The organism is Williamsia sp. 1138 (assembly GCF_002095435.2).
Taxonomy (GTDB): Bacteria; Actinomycetota; Actinomycetes; order Mycobacteriales; family Mycobacteriaceae; genus Williamsia.
In genome coordinates, this window is sequence record NZ_MJEJ02000027.1 from 38,749 (window position 1) to 57,183 (window position 18,435).

General features: G+C 66.0%; 15 protein-coding genes and 1 pseudogene. 9 read left to right on the forward strand and 7 right to left on the reverse strand.

The features are described 5' to 3' along the window. Positions 1–214: 214 nt before the first annotated feature. From dnaK to BH683_RS28580, 5 genes are all read left to right on the forward strand, one after another. A complete protein-coding gene (gene dnaK / locus BH683_RS04015) occupies positions 215–2,053 on the forward strand; it encodes a molecular chaperone DnaK (RefSeq protein WP_084834982.1) in 1,839 nt (612 codons plus the stop codon). Next, the gene (gene grpE, locus BH683_RS04020; RefSeq protein ID WP_084834983.1) at positions 2,050–2,631 is read left to right on the forward strand and encodes a nucleotide exchange factor GrpE; all 582 of its coding nucleotides are present in this window, start codon (positions 2,050–2,052) and stop codon (positions 2,629–2,631) included. The genes dnaK and grpE overlap by 4 nt, the downstream gene beginning before the upstream one ends. Before the next feature lie 96 nt (positions 2,632–2,727). Continuing rightward, complete coding sequence (gene dnaJ, locus BH683_RS04025; RefSeq protein ID WP_084834984.1) at positions 2,728–3,921, forward strand: molecular chaperone DnaJ; 1,194 nt, start codon at positions 2,728–2,730, stop codon at positions 3,919–3,921. After that, entirely contained in the window at positions 3,918–4,328 is a 411-nt protein-coding gene (locus BH683_RS04030; RefSeq protein WP_084834985.1) for a helix-turn-helix domain-containing protein, read from the forward strand. Before dnaJ ends, BH683_RS04030 begins: the two co-directional genes overlap by 4 nt. Before the next feature lie 30 nt (positions 4,329–4,358). Continuing rightward, positions 4,359–5,534: a hypothetical protein gene (locus tag BH683_RS28580; RefSeq protein ID WP_084834986.1), complete on the forward strand. Its 1,176-nt coding sequence runs from the start codon at positions 4,359–4,361 to the stop codon at positions 5,532–5,534. A gap of 4 nt (positions 5,535–5,538) precedes the next feature. Here BH683_RS28580 and BH683_RS04040 read toward each other — a convergent pair whose 3' ends face one another. Continuing rightward, the gene (locus tag BH683_RS04040; protein ID WP_084834987.1) at positions 5,539–6,690 is read right to left on the reverse strand and encodes an FAD-binding oxidoreductase; all 1,152 of its coding nucleotides are present in this window, start codon (positions 6,688–6,690) and stop codon (positions 5,539–5,541) included. Positions 6,691–6,922: 232 nt separating this feature from the next. Between BH683_RS04040 and BH683_RS04045 the strand changes: the two genes are divergently transcribed. Further along, positions 6,923–8,071: an amidohydrolase family protein gene (locus BH683_RS04045; protein WP_084835012.1), complete on the forward strand. Its 1,149-nt coding sequence runs from the start codon at positions 6,923–6,925 to the stop codon at positions 8,069–8,071. Positions 8,072–8,091: 20 nt separating this feature from the next. Here BH683_RS04045 and BH683_RS04050 read toward each other — a convergent pair whose 3' ends face one another. After that, positions 8,092–9,825 (reverse strand): FAD-dependent oxidoreductase, encoded by a 1,734-nt coding sequence (locus BH683_RS04050; protein ID WP_084834988.1) that lies wholly within the window; start codon positions 9,823–9,825, stop codon positions 8,092–8,094. A 117-nt stretch (positions 9,826–9,942) separates the two neighbouring features. Here BH683_RS04050 and BH683_RS04055 point away from each other — a divergent pair, with 117 nt between their 5' ends. From BH683_RS04055 to BH683_RS28895, 3 genes and pseudogenes are all read left to right on the forward strand, one after another. Next, a complete protein-coding gene (locus tag BH683_RS04055; RefSeq protein WP_084834989.1) occupies positions 9,943–11,364 on the forward strand; it encodes an LLM class flavin-dependent oxidoreductase in 1,422 nt (473 codons plus the stop codon). Between the two features lie 181 nt (positions 11,365–11,545). Further along, on the forward strand, positions 11,546–12,304 hold the full coding sequence (locus BH683_RS04060; RefSeq protein WP_084834990.1) for an SDR family oxidoreductase: 759 nt from the start codon (positions 11,546–11,548) through the stop codon (positions 12,302–12,304). 53 nt (positions 12,305–12,357) lie between these two features. Further along, positions 12,358–12,537 (forward strand): annotated as a pseudogene (locus BH683_RS28895) (enoyl-CoA hydratase-related protein); the annotation flags it as partial. An 83-nt stretch (positions 12,538–12,620) separates the two neighbouring features. Here the strand turns inward: BH683_RS28895 and BH683_RS04070 are convergent. The 5 genes from BH683_RS04070 to BH683_RS04090 form a co-directional block, all read right to left on the reverse strand. Next, positions 12,621–14,027: a sulfatase gene (locus BH683_RS04070; protein ID WP_084834992.1), complete on the reverse strand. Its 1,407-nt coding sequence runs from the start codon at positions 14,025–14,027 to the stop codon at positions 12,621–12,623. Positions 14,028–14,059: 32 nt separating this feature from the next. Continuing rightward, a complete protein-coding gene (gene cysC / locus BH683_RS04075) occupies positions 14,060–15,997 on the reverse strand; it encodes an adenylyl-sulfate kinase (RefSeq protein WP_084834993.1) in 1,938 nt (645 codons plus the stop codon). Continuing rightward, a complete protein-coding gene (gene cysD, locus BH683_RS04080; protein ID WP_084834994.1) occupies positions 15,997–16,929 on the reverse strand; it encodes a sulfate adenylyltransferase subunit CysD in 933 nt (310 codons plus the stop codon). The genes cysC and cysD overlap by 1 nt, the downstream gene beginning before the upstream one ends. Next, positions 16,926–17,720, reverse strand: a complete 795-nt coding sequence (locus BH683_RS04085) for a Stf0 family sulfotransferase (RefSeq protein ID WP_084834995.1) — start codon at positions 17,718–17,720, stop codon at positions 16,926–16,928. Before BH683_RS04085 ends, cysD begins: the two co-directional genes overlap by 4 nt. A 137-nt stretch (positions 17,721–17,857) precedes the next feature. Beyond that, positions 17,858–18,265 (reverse strand): hypothetical protein, encoded by a 408-nt coding sequence (locus BH683_RS04090; RefSeq protein ID WP_094647237.1) that lies wholly within the window; start codon positions 18,263–18,265, stop codon positions 17,858–17,860. Positions 18,266–18,435: the final 170 nt, after the last annotated feature.

Consider the following 18,435-nt stretch of genomic DNA (forward strand, 5'->3'; position numbering starts at 1 on the left):
CTCAAGTTTTTCCCGAAATCGGGAACACTTTCGGGACGGGGTCCGTTACACCTCTCGAGAGACCTGAGCGGCCAAGACTCAAGCCGGTTTGACGGAAGGTACCGTCGGTCGGTAGAAGTTGAGTCGATCGCGCTGAGGTCTCAAGCCAAAAGACTAGATCGTGAACACCCCGTGCTCCGCTTGCCGCGGATGCACTGCTTATAGGAGGCAACAAATGGCTCGTGCTGTTGGAATCGACCTGGGTACCACCAACTCGGTGGTCGCAGTGCTCGAAGGTGGAGAACCCACCGTCATCGCCAACGCCGAGGGCGCCCGCACCACCCCATCGGTGGTTGCTTTCGCCCGCAACGGCGAGGTTCTGGTCGGACAGCCGGCCAAGAACCAGGCGGTCACCAACGTCGATCGCACCATCCGTTCCGTCAAGCGCCACATGGGCGAAGAGTGGAACCAGTCGATCGACGACAAGAACTACACGCCGCAGGAAATCAGCGCTCGTACGCTGATGAAGCTCAAGCGCGACGCAGAGAGCTACCTCGGTGACGAGGTCGTGGACGCGGTCATCACCGTGCCGGCCTACTTCAACGACGCCCAGCGTCAGGCGACCAAGGAAGCCGGTCAGATCGCCGGCCTCAACGTGCTCCGCATCGTCAACGAGCCGACCGCTGCCGCACTGGCATACGGCCTGGACAAGGGCGAGAAGGAACAGACCATCCTGGTCTTCGACCTCGGTGGCGGCACGTTCGACGTGTCCCTGCTCGAGATCGGCGACGGCGTCGTCGAGGTCCGTGCGACCTCCGGCGACAACAACCTCGGTGGCGACGACTGGGATCAGCGCGTCGTCGACTGGCTGGTGGAGAAGTTCAAGGCGCAGAACGGCATCGACCTGACCAAGGACAAGATGGCCCTGCAGCGTCTGCGCGAGGCCGCGGAGAAGGCGAAGATCGAACTGTCCTCGGGACAGAGCACCTCGATCAACCTGCCGTACATCACGGTCGACGCCGAGAAGAACCCGCTGTTCCTCGATGAGCAGCTCAGCCGCAGCGAGTTCCAGAAGATCACGGGCGATCTGCTCGAGCGCACCCGTGCGCCGTTCCAGGCCGTGGTCAAGGACGCCGGCATCTCCGTCGGCGACATCGACCATGTCGTGCTCGTCGGTGGCTCCACCCGTATGCCCGCAGTGAGTGAACTGGTCAAGGAACTCACCGGTGGACAGGACCCCAACAAGGGTGTGAACCCGGATGAGGTCGTCGCCGTCGGTGCCGCACTGCAGGCCGGTGTGCTGCGCGGTGAGGTCAAGGACGTGCTGCTGCTGGACGTGACCCCGTTGAGCCTCGGTATCGAGACCAAGGGTGGCGTCATGCACAAGCTCATCGAACGCAACACCACCATCCCGACCAAGCGGTCCGAGACCTACACCACGGCCGAGGACAACCAGCCGTCGGTGCAGATCCAGGTCTATCAGGGTGAGCGTGAGATCGCCTCGCACAACAAGCTGCTCGGATCGTTCGAGCTGGCCGGCATCGCTCCTGCACCGCAGGGCGTCCCGCAGATCGAGGTGACCTTCGACATCGACGCCAACGGCATCGTGCACGTCACCGCGAAGGACAAGGGCACCGGCAAGGAGAACACCATCCGGATCCAGGACGGCTCGGGCCTGTCGAAGGACGAGATCGACCGCATGATCAAGGATGCCGAAGCACACGCCGACGAAGATCGTCAGCGCCGTGAAGAGGCCGAGACCCGCAACCAGGCGGAGTCGCTGGTGAACCAGACCGAGAAGTTCCTCAAGGACTCCGACGACAAGGTTCCCGCCGAACTCAAGACCAAGGTCGAGGGCTCGATCGAGGGTGTTCGCGAAGCGCTCAAGGGCACCGATCTCGGCGCCGTGAAGTCGGCGGTCGAGAAGCTGACCACCGACTCGCAGGAGCTCGGTCAGGCGATCTACGCCAACGCCGGTGCCGAAGAGGGTGCAGCGACGCCCGGTGGCGCCGACGACGTCGTCGACGCCGAGGTCGTCGATGAAGGTGCCGACAACGCCGAGGACAAGAAGTGACCGGTCCTGGATCCGAACCGGTCACAGAGACAGACACGGAAGCTGCGGACGTACCGGAAACGGAAGACGTCTTCGCACAGCCGGATTCGGAAGACACCGTGGACGCTGCCCTCGACGAGGCCGTATCGGACGCGTCAGGTTCGGATCGCGAGACCGAACTGATCGCGGACCTGCAACGCGTGCACGCCGAGTACGCCAACTACCGGCGTCGCGCCGAGCGCGACAAGGTCTCGGCACAGCAGTACGGCAAGGGCGATCTCATCAGGTCGCTGTTGCCGGTGCTCGACGACCTCGACCGGGCTCGCGCGCACGGCGACCTGGAAGCGGGTCCGTTGCGTGCGGTGGCCGATAAGATCACGGAAACGCTCAGCAGCGCAGGCCTGGCGGCCTTCGGTGCCGAGGGAGACCCGTTCGACCCGGCTCTGCATGAAGCCGTGCAGAACGAAGGTGACGGATCGAACCCGGTGATCGGGAACGTGTACCGCCAGGGCTTCCGCCTCGGTGACCGCGTCCTGCGGACCGCCATGGTGGTCGTCGTCGACGGCCCCGAACCCGACGCTCCGGCCTCACAGGAATGAGCTCCTCGGCCCAGGCGCATTGCGCCTGGGCCGGGATCTCTCCACCCACAGACACATGTATGGACGAGAATGACAAAGAGAAGGAGGTGACGCCTGGTGGCTCCACAACGTGAATGGCTCGAACAGGACTTCTACAAAGCGCTGGGCGTCGCACCCGATGCGTCCGCCGACGAGATCAAGAAGGCCTATCGCAAGCTGGCGCGGGAACTGCATCCCGATGCCAACCCCAACGACCCCGCCGCAGAAGAGCGCTTCAAGCTGGTCTCCGAGGCGCACAGCGTGCTGGCCGATCCGGCGAAACGCAAAGAGTACGACGACACCCGGCGCATGTTCGCAGGCGCCCGGGGCCGCGGAGGCGGCACCGGCTTCCCAGGTGGTTACGGCACCACCGCGGGCGGCCAGGAATTCAACATCAACGACCTGTTCGGCGACGGTGCAGGCACCGGCGGAGCAGGCGCGGGAGGCAACTTCAGCGACCTGTTCGGTGGTCTGTTCAACCGGGGATCGGCTCCCCGGGGCAACACCACCACCCGCAACAGGCGCGGAAATGATCTCGAGACCGAGACGACACTGAGCTTCAAGGAAGCCGCGCTCGGGACCTCGAAGACGATCACCGTCACGAGTTCCGCACCCTGCACCAACTGCCACGGCAGCGGTGCGAAACCCGGTACCAGCCCGCGCGTGTGCCCCACCTGCAACGGTGCCGGCGTGGTCAGCCGGAACCAGGGCGCGTTCGGTTTCAGCGAACCGTGCTCGGATTGCCGTGGCACGGGCTCGAAGATCGACGATCCGTGCCCGGTCTGTGACGGCGACGGCGCCACCGTGCGCACCCGCCCGATCACGGTCCGGATTCCGCCGGGCGTCTCGGACGGCGGCCGGATCCGGCTTGCCGGGCAGGGCGAGGCCGGACTGCGCGGAGCTCCCTCCGGGGATCTCTACGTGGTCGTGCACGTCTCACCCGACCGCACGTTCACGCGCAGCGGCGACGACGTCAAGGTCACGCTGCCGGTGAGCTTTGCCGAACTGGTCCTGGGCACCACGGTGTCCGTGCCGACCCTGGACGGATCCGTCGGGCTGAAGATCCCGGCGAACACCGTCGACGGCCGCACGCTGCGGGTCCGTGGACGTGGTGTTGCCAAACGGGCCGGCGGTGCGGGCGACCTCCTCGTCACGGTGAAGGTGGCCGTGCCATCGAAACTGGACGACGCCGCGGTCGAGGCACTCAGCAAGTACGCAGCCGCAGAGAAAGCGAGCGGCTTCGACCCACGGGCGAATTGGGGCAAGTCATGACCTCACCTCGCGATGACCGGGAATCCGCCGAGCAGACGGCCAGGATGTTCGTGATCTCGGTCGCGGCGGAACTTGCCGGGATGCACGCCCAGACGTTGCGGACCTACGACCGGCTCGGCCTGGTCACGCCGCAGCGTGCGGCAGGCGGGGGCCGCCGCTACTCCTCGCGCGACGTCGAATTGTTGCGCGAGGTGCAGCGGCTCTCCCAGGACGAGGGTGTGAACCTCGCGGGGATCAAGCGGGTGATCGAGCTGACGAATCAGGTGGATGCACTCCAGAGCCGGGTTCGCGAACTCGAGGCAGAACTCGCGAACGCCCGTGGCGGACGTCCGGGCGACCTCGTGCCGATGCCCCGTACCAGCGCTCTCGTGGTGTGGAAGCCCCGCCGCGATCGTCCGAATCGGTAACGAGCGACCAGTGCCGGGCGATACGCGGGTATGAGTCAGGTACTCGGGATCTCCGTCACAGACGTGGAGATCGCTTCGGTCGTGGCCGAATCCGGTACCGGTGACATCCTCGCCCGCAATTTCGTCGAGTTGCCCGGCACCGGACCGGACGTGGCCTTCGACGCCATCTACCAGCTGATCGAGTCAGCACCCACCGAGCCCGCGGCGATCACCATCGCGTGCTCCGACAGCGGTATGCAACTTGCCATCGCCGACATCATCGCGGCCGGGGTGGTGCCTGATTTCCTGGCACCGCCCGACCCGACGGGATCCACATCCGAACGAAAGCCCAGCTGGTTTGCCCGGACAACCGTCGTCGGGACGCCGGTCGCCTTCGCTGAGATCGCTGCCGGGCCGTTCGGGTCCCCGCAGTCCGAGGCCCGCGGCGTGGTCGCGGTGGCAGCGCTCGACACCAGCGGTGCGCTGTTCCCCGGACAGTCCGTGGCACTCGTCGACACCGCTACCCGGACCGTTGTCGGGGCGAGCGCGGTGTCTCCCCTTGGTGACCGGCTGGCGGTGACAGAACCGGATGGTGCGCAGACGCTGGCCGATGCCATCGGCGTGATCGGAAACCCCGCCGGCGGATTGTTCGGTCTGCTCGTGATCGGACCCGGGGCTCAGATCCCGGGTGTCGCACCATCTTTGGAATACGCACTACAGCTGCCGGTCCAGATCGCCGAGGACCCCCAATACACCGCGGCCCATGGCGCCGCTCTGGTCGCGGCCGCGGCGGCAGGCGGACGCGGCGACAACAGTCGCTGGGTGTTGCTCTCCGCAGCGGCCGGCGCTGCCCTCCTGCTCGCAGTCGGTGTGATCGTCGCGGTGGTGATGACCGGCGGCAACAACACCCCCGAGACCGCAGTGGACGAGAACCCGGTGTCCACGGTATCTGCGAGTTCGAGCACCACCACCGCGGTGTCCACGTCGAAGGGGCAGTCGCGCATCTCCTCGCCCACGGTGCTGCCCCCGCCGCCGACCACCACGACCACCCTCGCGCCGCCACCTCCGCCGCCGACCAGGACCATCACCCAGGTGCCGCCCCCGGTGACGGTGACGCAGGCGCCGCCTCCGGTCACGACGACCACTCCGCCGACGACCACCACGACAACGACTACGTCGCCCCCGGTGTCGCCCTCCGAAAGCGAAGACGCGGACGACACGGAGTAGCGACTCAGACCGGGTCGTGCTGCATCTTGCTCGCCGGAAGGCCTGCGATGAGTAGTCGACGCCGCGTGGTCGCGATCATCTCCGGAGACCCGGCGAGTAGTACCTGGTGCTGCGTCCAGTCCTTGCCGTATCCGAGCACTGCGTCGGCGAGTTGCCCCTGTACTCGCTCCAGGGTGATGCGGCCGGATTCCTCGCTCGCTGTGCTCCACCACGGATCGGTGTCGTCTTCGACCACCGTCGTGACCGTCAGCCACGGATTGGTGGCGACCATACGCCACAGCCGGGACAGGTCGTAGAGATCTGCCGGGTATCGCGCTCCGTAGAACAGGTGCACCGGTGGCGCATCGGCTCGGAACGAGAGTTCGATGAGCAGCGCCCGCAGCGGCGCCAGCCCGGTCCCACCGGCGATCATCAGAACCTCGCGGTCGGTGTCGACCCGGAGGGTGCCATGGCTCTGCGCCAGCTGCCAGACGTCGCCGACCTGGGTCTCGGTGACGATCGAATTGCTGATGGAACCGCCAGGAATCGCGCGTACGTGGAACTCGAGCTCGCCGTCGGGATTCGGCGGGATCGACGGCGAGAAGTGTCGCCAGATGCGCGGCCACTGGGGGATCTGGACCTCGAGGTACTGACCGGCTGCAAACGTCAACGGTTGCGATGCTTTCAGTCGCACCACGGCCAGATCCCTTGACAGCCGGTACTTCTCGGCCACAACGGCCTTCCAGGTCGCAGGTCCGGGTGCTGAGTGGGCGGCACCTCGCATGACGCCGGTGGTGAGCATGAAGGCCTGAGAGACGACATTCGCCATGTCTTGGTCCCAGCGGTCGCCCATCGTCACCGCGATCTCACGCACGAGCGCGGCAAAGAACTGGTGGTAGTTCTCTTCGGTGACCCCATATTTGCGGTGGTCCCGCCCGAGCTGACCGAGGAACTCGAGAAGTTGTGGGTGGTTGTCCCGGTCGGGGACGGTTTCCAGCACGTACTCGATGACCCGGAACAGCATCGCCCGCTGGTGGCCCATGTTGGCCGGGAAGAGCTCACGCAGCTCCGGATTCGTCGCGAACAGGCGTAGGTAGAAGTTCGACGTGAACCGATCGGGGTCTGCGTTCAGCACATCACGCACCTGCAAGAGGACGTGATGAGTATGCGTTCCCACTTCGAGCCCCGACCTTCCCGAGTGCGACCTCGTGCGGTCGCCGTGTTCGCTTTCCCGGACAGTTTATTGCCCAAGGCCTGTATATACGCCCAGGCTCCGGTGGATGGCTGGGTACAGTTGTCAGATGGCAGAGGAGCGTGCCAAGCACCAGGTGCGCCGGGGCGCACACGCCGGGTCGGGTGAGGATAGGTCCGGTGTACTGGCACGTGGACTGCAGACGGACCACAAGACCATGGGGGCGGGGGAGAAGCAGCGAGTGGGGGAGTCGCGGTCGTCGGTGTCGACGGGAGCGTTGGCGGGGGTGATCCCCGGGATCGTCGACACGCACGTGCATCAGTGGGACCCGCTGCGGTCTCCGCGGGAGGCGTCGAAACGGACACGGCTCTATCGGGCGGCCCCGGTGTTCGGCAAGGCGATATTCCGGTACGCGGTGACGCAGAAGGACCGCGAACTCGTCCTTGATCCGAAGTTCGTGACCAGGCCGTATCTGCCGAAGCACTACCAGCACGACGCCGCGGCGGTGCTGCTGACCGCGGGGGTGCCGGTCGAGTCCGTCGTCCACATGCAGGCGGATTGGCGGACGGACGAACCCATGGCGGCGGCGGCCGAGACCAGATGGGTCGCGGGCCTGCCGTTCGGTGTGAACGGAGCACCGGAGCTGGGAGCGATCGTTGCGCGCGGCGATCCCCGGAGCCCGTTCTTCTCACAACTGCTGGACGTGCACCTCGACATCTCCGACCGCGTCACCGGCATCCGCGCGATGGCGGCCAATCATCCGGACCCCAAGGTGCGAAGTTGGGCCGAGGTCGAAGGACTGCTGGCGGACCCCGACTTCCTCCATGGCTTCGCCGCGCTGGCCGATCGAGATTTGGTGTTCGATGCCTGGGTGTACTCGCATCAGTTGCGCGACGTCCGGACCCTGGCGCGCGAGTACCCCGAGACCACCATCGTGCTCAATCATTTCGGCACACCGGTCGGCCTGTTCGGGCCGATGGGGCAGAGCACCGGCCACACCGCCGCCCAGCGGCACGAGCTGATGCGGGCGTGGCGTGAGGACATCTCCGCGGTTGCCCAGTGTCAGAACGTGGTCGTGAAACTGTCCGGTCTGGCCTTTCCGCTCCTCGGCTACGGCCACCAGCGTTCCGGCAACATCGGCACCCAGCAGACCCTGACGAGCATGACCGGTCCGCTCCTCGAACACGTGGTGTCGGTGTTCGGCCCCGACCGCATGATGTTCGGGTCAAACTTTCCGGCCGACAAACCGAATGCCACGATGGCCACCATCGTCGGCACAGAGCTCGACGTGCTCGAACCGTATGGAGAAGAGCTGCTGCGGAAGGTGTTCCGCGACAACGCCCGCAGGGTCTACCGAATCGACTGATGGCCCGATAGCCCGCACCGCTAGTGCCGGGGTGTCAGATTCGCCAGCCGCACCCGCTGTAAGTGCTCGTGCACCAGGGGCACCGCCGAGGCGCCCTCGCCGCTTGCCGATGCGACCCGCTTCATCGATCCGCTCCGCACGTCGCCGACAGCGAAGATCCCCGGCACCGTTGTCTCGAGGAACGCCGGGGGAACGCCGTCCTGCCAGTACTCCTTCGGCATCGATCGGCCGGTGACGAGGAAGCTGTGTTCGTCGCGTTTGATCTCCTGCGGGATCCAGTCGCACGTCGGCGCGGCGCCGAGGAGCAGGAACAAGCCCGAGGCGTCGACCCGTTCGGAGGTACGGGTCTGGTTGTTGCACAATTCGAGCCACTCGAGATGCCCGTCGCCGCCACCGTCGACGACCTCGGTGTGACCCTTCACCGTGATGCACGGGCTCGCCTCGATCTCCCGGATGAGGTAGTCCGACATGGTCTCTGTCAGCGACTCTCGACGGATCGCGATGGTCACCGACTTGGCGAAGCGCGACAGGTGCATCGCGGCCTGCCCGGCGGAGTTTCCGCCGCCGACCACCACGACATAGCGGCCGGTCATCTCGCGGGCTGCGCTGGTAGCGGCCCCGTAGTAGACGCCCGACCCGACGAGGTCCTCGCATCCGCGGACGCCGAAACGCCGGTAGGCGACACCGGTGGCGATGACGATGGCGCGCGCGCAGATGCGGGCGTCGCCGACCCGGACGTGGTGGTGGTCGTACTCGTCGTTGACCTCGATCTCGGTGACGCCCTCACCGGAGAAGAACTGTGCCCCGAAGCGGCTGGCCTGGATCCGTGCCCGCTGGGCGAGGCGCATGCCGGAGATGCCGCGAGGGAATCCGAGGTAGTTGCGGATCATGGAGCTGGTGCCTGCCTGTCCGCCGATGGCGCCCTGCTCGATGACGGTGGTGGTGAGCCCCTCGGAGGCGCCGTAGACGGCCGCGGCCAACCCGGCGGGACCTGCACCGATCACCAGGAGGTCGGCGACCGTGCCTTCGGGAATCTTGTCCGGGGTGCCGTAGATGGTGGCCGCCACCTCACTGACCGTCGGGCGGGACAGCGGTGGCTTCCCTAGACGGCTCAGTACGGGGAGTTCGGAGTCGCCCTCGACCGAGGCGAGGATGTCGCGTCCCACGACGGAATCCGGGTGATGGATCTCCACCGGCATACCCATCCGGTCGAGGAAATCGCGGATCGCCGACAGCTCAGGGGATGGTCCGTCGGCGACGATCTGCAGGTAGGCGACCTCGGGGGCGGCCACCGACCAGCCCCAGTCCGACAGGTACTCGACGATCGCGGTGTGGAACTCCTCGTCGCGTTGTCCGCGCGGGATGCCGAGGTAGGTGTCATAGCGGCCCTCGGCGACGCCGGTACGCAGCTCGTCGAAGGAGTCGCCGAACCGGATCGAGGGAATCAGGGCCACGCGCCGCGCCGAGGGGACGACGAACCGCAGCTTCTGGAGCAGGGCGTCGCCGTTCCAGTCACCGAGATCGCCGAGTTCGATGAGGAACAGGGCGATCGGCACCTTCTTGGCGAGCAGGCTCTTCGTCAGTTCGAGGCATTCGCCGCCGGTCGCGGCGAACTTGATGTTGTAGTCGCGGCCGTAGCGGCTGCGGATCTCGTCGATGACGGTGTTGCGGGCGCTCTCGGTCGCCGAGAGGACGATCGCCGGCGTCAGTCGTTCGTTCGCATCGGGCAGATCGAAGAAAGATTCAGAAGTCACGCCGTCAAATCTAACCCCGGTTTCGGGTCACTGTGATCGCAAGTGTTTTCGGCACAGTCCGTGCACCGGAGGATCGGTCGGGTCCGGGTACGACAGCCCGGTGAGAGGCTGGCACCGATGTCCCGCACGATCCGGTTCAACGCGTTCGACATGAACTGCGTCGCCCACCAGTCCCCAGGGTTGTGGCGTCACCCCGAAGACCGGTCGTGGGACTACAACACCCTCGACTACTGGGTCGACCTCGCCAAGGCTCTGGAGGTCGGCGGGTTCGACGGCCTGTTCATCGCCGATGTCCTCGGCACCTACGACGTGTACGCGGGCACCGACGAGGCCGCGATCCGGCAGGGCGCGCAGATCCCCGTGGCCGATCCGCTGCTGCTGGTGTCGGCGATGGCCCACGCCACCGAGCACCTCGGCTTCGGGATCACCGCAGGCACCGGGTTCGAGCATCCGTATCCGTTCGCTCGCCGGCTCTCGACGCTCGATCATCTGACCCGCGGCCGCATCGGCTGGAACATCGTCACCGGCTATCTTCCTGCCGCAGCCCGCAACATGGGCGAGGTGGATCAACTCGAGCACGACGCCCGCTACGACCACGCCGACGAGTACCTGACCGTGCTCTACAAACTGTGGGAAGGCTCGTGGGAGCGCGACGCGGTGCGCCGCGACAAGGAGCACGGAGTCTTCGCCGACCCGGCCAAGGTCCACCACATCGGTCATCGCGGTGAGCACTTCAGCGTGCCGGGCATCCACCTGTCCGAGCCGTCGCCGCAGGGTTCGCCCGTGATCTACCAAGCGGGGGCGTCGCCGCGCGGGGTCAAGTTCGCGGCCGAGAACGCCGAGGCGATCTTCGTCGGAGCGCCGACAAAAGACATCCTGCGCACCCTGGTCACCAACATTCGCGCGCAGCTGGTGGCCGCTGGTCGCGGCGCCTACGACGCTCGTATCTACACGTTGCTCACGATCATCACCGCCGAGACCGACGATGCCGCCCAGGAGAAAGCGGAGGAGTACCAGCGCTACGCCAGCGCCGAAGGAGCGCTTGTGTTCATGTCGGGATGGATGGGCATCGACCTGTCCCGCTACGACCTCGACGAACCGATCGGCAACGTCGAGAGCAACGCCATCCAGTCGGCCGTCGCCGCGTTCCAACAAGCCTCCGACACCGGCAAGGAGTGGACGATCCGCGACATCGCAGCCTGGGGCGGCATCGGTGGGATGGGCCCGGTGCTCGTGGGATCGGGCGACAGCGTCGCCGAACAACTGCTGGAGTGGGCCGAGGAAACCGACGTCGACGGTTTCAACCTCGCCTACGCCGTGACTCCCGGAACGTTCACCGACGTCATCGAGCATGTGGTGCCCGCGTTGGAGGCGCGGGGTGCCTATGACCGCGACTATGTGCCCGGCACGCTTCGGCACAAACTCTTCGGCCGGGGCGATTTGTTGCCGGACCATCACCGTGGGGCGAGCTTCCGGGTGGGTGGGGCGAACTCGACCGTCGATGATTCCCTGCGGCACGGAGCCGGGGTGCAGGCCTAAAGTCCCTGAGATCGTCCGTTTCCTTACCCACCGAGGGCATATTGCCCTCTGATGCCCAGGAAATGGACGATCCCAGGGAGAAATCCGAGAACCACCCGCAGATGATCATGCCGATGACAGATGATCGGTCGGAGGCAACCGCCGCATTCTTGGATGAACGAGCACCGGAGTATCGACGACGATGACGCTTGATCTGTTCGACGTGAGTGGTAAGACCGCCCTGGTCACCGGCGGTACCAGCGGTATCGGGGCGATGATCGCCCACGGACTTCTCGAACGCGGTGCCCGCGTGGTGATTGCCGGTCGCAAGGCAGAAGCGCTGGAAGAGGCCCGGGCCGCGGGTCTGACCGCGTTTCAGGCGAATCTGTCCACGCCTGAAGGTTGTCGCGAACTGGCGGAACAGGTGGCCGCAGAGGTCGACGGTCTCGACATCCTGGTCAACAACGCCGGCGCGACCTGGGGCGCACCCCTGGACGAGTTCCCGGACGCTGCGTGGGACCGGGTGCTCAAGCTGAACGTGCAGGCACCGTTCGTTCTGACCCAGGCGCTGCTGCCCCTGCTGACCAAAGGTGCCACCGCCGAGAATCCGTCGCGGGTCATCAACATCGGCAGCATCGACGGGATCCGGGTGCCCCGCACGGCGTCGTATTCCTACTCGTCGAGCAAGGCGGCCATTCACCAGCTGACCCGACACCTCGCGCGCGATCTCGGGCCACGCAACGTCACGGTCAACGCCATCGCGCCAGGACCGTTCGAGTCGAAGATGATGGCCCCGATCCTCGCCGAACTGCGGGACGAGGTGGCTGCAGCATCACCGCTCGGCCGCATCGGACGGCCCGACGATGTGATCGGCGCCGTGGTGTACTTGTCCAGTCGCGCAGGTAGCTACCTCACGGGTGCAGTGATCCCAGTCGACGGTGGTATCGCGACAACGCTCTGAAGAACTGGATCTCGTTCGGTGGGTGTGTCCCGAATGAGGAACAGGAATGCGAGATGCCGGACGAGGTGCTGGTCGACACGGTCGATGACAGCGTATTGGTGATCACCATCAACAGACCGCAGGTCCGGAACGCGGTCGACGAAGCCGTCGCCGTCGGCATCGCCGAGGCGCTGAGCCGGTTGGATTCGGACGACACTTTGTCGGTGGGAATCATCACCGGCGCGGAAGGCAGCGGACGCCCACGAAGGCACTTTGGCCTTCGCCGAGAAACGGCCGCCGAAGTGGACGGCGTCCTGAGCAGGACCCTTCTGCTCGGCTACCCGGTGGCGCGGGTCTCCGGGGTCTTGAGCTGACGGTCTCGTCCCTTGGGTGAGCGGGGCACGGCTTCCTTGTCACCGAGCGTCGCCTGGTACCGGTGCATGAACTCGGCGGCGATCGCACTGCCCTCGGCGTCGCTGGTCACCGTGTCGCCCAGTTTCTCCTGCCATTCGTGGAGCCGGTTCTCGAGTGCGGTCTGTACTTCGGCGTAGGCCGGGTCACCGGCGAGGTTGTTCACCTCACCCGGGTCCGAGCGCAGATCGTAGAGTTCCTTGGCGCTGCGTGGACCCAGGTGGGATCCGCCGAGCGCCCGACCCGAGGGACTGTCGGCGATGTCGAGGGGTAGTTCCAAGGCGCTCCGGGACGCGAAGTTCTCGATGAAGCTGTAGTCGACCGTGCGGATCGCCCGGATCGGGTCGTAGCTGTCGTGGTAGTTCTTCTGCGTGAAGACCGCATCGCGGACCACGGTCTCGCGGTCGGCACCGGACAGGACGCGGGCGTGGGAAACACCTTCGACCTCACCCGGGACCTCGACGCCGAGGAGTTCGAGCAACGTCGGGACCAGGTCGACGCCGCTGAAGAGTCCCTCGTAGCGCACCGGTGCGATCGACCGCGAGCGCGGCGGACGCACTATGAAAGAGATGCCGGTGCCACGGTCGTACAACGTCGATTTGGCGCCGGGGAAGGCCTCGCCGTGGTCGGTGAAGAAGACCACCCAGGTGTCCTCTGCGAACCCGGACGCGTCGAGAGCGTCGAGAAGGCGCCCGGTCGCGATGTCGGCGACCTCGATGCTGCCGTGGAACGCCGCGAGGTCGCCGCGGACCTCTGCGGTATCGGGCAGGTAATCGGGCACGTCGAATCCGTTGGGGTCGGGCACGGGGTAGCGGTCGGGTGAGTACGGCCGGTGTACCTCGAAGAAGCCCGTGTTGAGCAGGAACGGGGTGTGGTCGCCGGAGTCGCGATTCTGCGCCGTGGCCTTGAGCCATTCCTCTGCGCGGTCGACGACGTAATCGCAGTCGGAATCGGTGACGTCGTAGTTGTCGTACCCCAGCCGTCCGGGGACCGCAGATTCGTGTTGCATGCCGAAAAGCGCACTTTGCCAACCGTTGTCACCGAGGATCTGGGGGAGCGTCCGGACTCCCTCGCGGTACTCCCAGCCATGATGCGCGAGCCCCACCACCCCGTTGCTGTGCGGATACCGGCCGGTCAGCAACGAGCCGCGCGAGGGTGAGCACAGCGGTGCGGTCGCGTGCGCCGCGGTGAGGAGGACACCCTCCGACGCCAGTTGTTCCAGATTCGGGCAATGGGCCCCGGATGCCCCGTAGAGCTCCAGGTGGCGACCCAGGTCGTGCCAGTGGACCAGGAGCACGTTCTCTTTCCCGGTGGCGGCGTCATAGCCGGTCATACATGTAACCCTTCAGCGATGTCTCCGACAGGCTAGCCCGTGCTCGGCCGAGCTGTCGGTGCCCGTGTTTCCAGCACCTGCAAGATCTGCGCCACCAGGGCATCGAGATCGGCGCCGGTGGTGTCGACCACGAGGTCGGGGTTCTCCGGCACCTCATAAGGCGCGTCGATGCCGGTGAGGCCCTTCAGTTCGCCCGCGCGGGCCCGCTTGTAGAGCCCCTTCGGGTCGCGACGTTCGCATTCGGCGAGTGGGGTCGCGACGTGGATCTCGACGAAGGGCAGCCCGGCCGCGTCGTTGAGGGTGCGCGCGATCTCGCGGTCTGATTCCAGCGGTGACACCAGAGACGCGATCGCGACCACGCCCGCGTCGGCGAACAGGCGAGTCAGGTGTCCCACCCGGCGGATGTTCTCGGCGCGATCGCCGGGCGAGAACCCCAGATCGTCGGACAGTCCGTGGCGGACGTTGTCGCCGTCGAGCAGGTAGGCGACTCTCCCGGACTCGACGAGCGCGCGTTCGAGAGCGACTGCGAGCGTCGACTTTCCGGAGGCAGGCAGGCCGGTGAGCCACACCGTCGCACCGCGCTGTCCGACCGTCGTCCAGCGATGGCCACGGTCGAGGGACGACGGATGCCACTTGACGTCGTTACGCGTGCGCTCACCCGGCTTGACCTCGCGGGCCTCCAGGATCGTGCCGGCGCCCACGGTGTCGTTCGAGTTCTCGTCGATCAGGATGAATGCGCCCGCATCCTGGTTCCCGGCGTATCGGTCGGCGACGACCACCGAGCTGGTGCGCAGCGTGACGGTCCCGATGTCGTTCAGCGACAACTCGATCGGGTTCTGGTCGATCTCGAGGGTCTCGGGATCGAGCCGGCTGTGCAGTTCCTGGACCGTGGCGCGCACCGTGCGGGTGGTGTGCTTGAGCGCTAACCGATCCCCTGCGCGTAGTGGGCTGTCCGCGAACCAGCAGAGGTTGACCTCGAGTTCCCGTGCCAGAACCGGTAGTTCGGTGGCGTCGGCGGACACGAGTACATCACCGCGGCCGACGTCGATGTCGTCGGCGAGTTCGACGGACACCGACAGTGGTGCCACCGCGATGTCGCGGGTGTCGTCGAGGGTGTCGAGCGCGGTCACGGTGCTCTGCGTGCCCGCTGGCAAGACGGCGACTCGATCACCGACGGACAGCGTTCCGGCAGACAATCGTCCGGTGTACCGCCGACGCTCCTGCGCGCTCGGCCGCGAGACCCACTGGATCGGCAGACGCAGCTCGTCGACGGCGGCGTGCGGAGCCTTGAGGTCGATCTCCTCGAGGTGGCCGAGCAGCGTCGGGCCGTCGTACCACGGCGTCCGCGTCGAACGGTGGACGACGTTGTCGCCGTCGCGGGCTGCCACCGGGACCACGGTGAGGTCGGAGACACCGAGTCGGTGTGCCAGAGCGTGCAATTCGGATTCGAGCTCCCGGAAGCGCGCCTCGTCGTAGTCGACGAGATCGATCTTGTTCACTGCGGCGACGAGGTGGGGAACCTCGAGTAGGGAGGCGATGCGCGCATGCCTGCGGGTCTGCCGCAGCACGCCGGCACGCGCGTCGACGAGCAGAACGGCGACGTGGGCGTTGGACGCGCCGGTGAACATGTTGCGGGTGTAGCGCTCATGGCCCGGGGTGTCGGCGAGGATGTAATTGCGCGAGGGGGTGGAGAAGAAGCGGTACGCGACGTCGATCGTGATGCCCTGCTCCCGCTCGGCCCGCAACCCGTCGGACAGCGCTGCGAGGTCCACCCCGCCACCGACGTCGGTCACCGACTCGAGATGGTCGAGCGGCAGGCTGTCGGTGTCCAGGAGGAGCCGTCCGATCAGCGTGCTCTTGCCGTCGTCGACCGATCCGGCGGTGGCCAGCCGGAGTAATTGCCGGGGTGGCTGCTCAGTGGGATCGGCGGTGATTGCCGGTGTTTCGCTCAGCTCGGTTGTCTCACTCATCAGAAGTATCCCTCACGTTTGCGGTCTTCCATGGCTGCCACGGAGGTACGGTCATCGGCCCGGGTCTCGCCGCGCTCGGACACCACCGCGGCGGAGATCTCGTCGATGACCTGGCTGATCTCGGTCGCGGTGGACCGGACGGCACCGGTGATGGTGAGATCGCCGACGGTGCGGTAACGAACCCACTCGGTCTTGGCTGCCTCGTGATCCTCCGGCTGGGTGAATTCGGATGTCGCCAAGAGGATTCCGTCGCGTTCGAAGACCTCGCGCTCGTGCGCGAAGTAGATCGACGGCAGCTCGAGTTCCTCGAGTTCGATGTACCGCCAGATGTCGAGTTCGGTCCAGTTGCTCAGGGGGAAGACCCTCACCTGCTCACCGCGGCGGATGCGACCGTTGTACAGCGACCACGGCTCGGGCCGCTGGGCTCGCGGATCCCACTGGCCGAACTCGTCGCGGAAGCTCAGGACCCGTTCCTTGGCGCGAGCACGTTCTTCGTCGCGGCGTGCGCCGCCGAACGCTGCGTCAAAACGTCCGGCGTCGAGCGCGTCGAGAAGTGTTCTGGTCTGCAATCGGTTTCGGGAACCACTGGAACCACCGATCTCGGTGCTGCGACCGCTGTCGATCGCCTCCTGCACCGATCCGACTATCAACCTGTGGCCACCTTCGGCGAGCCTGCGGTCTCGGAACTCGATGACCTCCGGGAAGTTGTGGCCGGTGTCGACGTGGAGGATGGGAAACGGTACGGGGCTCGGGCGAAAAGCTTTCTCCGCCAGCCGGAGCAAGACAATGGAGTCCTTACCGGCCGAGAACAGGAGTACAGGTCGCTCGAGTTCGGCGACCACCTCGCGGATGATGTGCACGGACTCGGCTTCGAGTGCGCGTAGTTCCTCGACCCTGCTGATGTGGGCGGGAAGAGTCTCGGTTGTGCTCACAGCGGCAGACCTCTCGTTGCGGCGTCGTGGCGATAGCGCTCCGCCCACTCGTTGGAGCGGGCGTCGCCCTGCTTTTCCAGATCAGGGGGTGGGGCCGCAGCCGGGTCCAGGCCCAGGGCCTCCAGGATGGTGGCGACCACCTTGGTGGTGTCTGCGGTCAGCTCCTCGTAGCCGACCTCGAACGGCGTGATGTCGTTGTCAGCGAACCAGGCTCGCCAGCCGGCCTCTTGATTCCGCAGTTCGGTCACCAGGTGCGCGATCCCGTCTGCGTTGTACTGCGCCCCCGCGTCGCGCTCGGGGTCGGCCTTGCCACGCCACACCCGGGTCTGTACCGCGCGCCAGAAGGACACGGCCTGATCGACGACGTTCTCGCGGGAGACTTTGACCAGCAACACATCTCCGAGGACGTCGTCGATGGCGGAACGGAGATCGGACCCCGAGCGCTCAGGTAGGCCCGCGGCCCGGTCGACGAGCAGCGGGGTCTGATTCCACATCAGTTTTCCACCCCAGACGCCGTTGTCGCTGCGTCCGGCCTGCAGTATCCGGTCTCGCCACTCCTGTGAGGTCTCCGTGGCCGGGGTGCCGGGATCCAGGGGATCGAGGAGCGCGAGCACGTCCGGATCGGTCACCTCGGCGAACCATTCGCGGGGTTGCGGGGCGGCACTCGTGGTCGGGAGGTACTGGAAGAACTCCTCGGGGTTGCCGGCGATACCGGTGGCGCGGAGGGACTCGACGAGGAGCGTGCTGCCGCTGCGCTGCGACGCCAGCACGAGGTACGAACGCGATGCCATGGATTCAGACCTTAGCGGCCAGGAAAAATCCGCGACTTCGATGAATCTGCGTGATCGGGACTATTGACCGGTCGGCGAACCTGGGTTACAAATCGAGCTTCTGGCGGTGCCGACCCCTGGCCGCCACCGCCAGGAGGTCAGTCGTTCTTCCAGGTCGCCACAGCCCAGATCACGACGAGATCAAGTGCAATGATCACGATGGACCACAGTGGGTACTGCGGTAGCCAGAGGAAGTTGATGACGATGGAGATGGCGGCCAGCACGATCGTGGTCGCGCGGGCCCAGACCGCACCGGTCATCAGACCGGCTGCGACCAGCACTCCGATGACGCCCAGGATGAGATGGATCCAGCCCCACGCGGTCAGATCGAACTCATAGGTGTATTTCGGTCCGACCACGAAGAGGTCGTCGTTCGCAATTGCCGCTATGCCCTGGAAGATCGCCAGAAATGACGCGACCAGCAACAGAATTGCGGCGGCGAACGTGGTGCCCCCGGCAATTCCCTGCTTGACCGGATGCCGCTCGATGTCAGGTGAAGTGCTCACAGTTCGGCCTTTCTGAAGTGGTGACGTTTTCACAAGTCTCGGCATCGGCCTTCTCCATGTCCTCACCCGTCTCGGATGAAGCCTTGACACCTGCGGTAGTTCATCCGAGAAGGGTGAAGAAAAACCACGCTCACGTGCGATGATCGATCTCGTCACCGATGTCCGGGGGC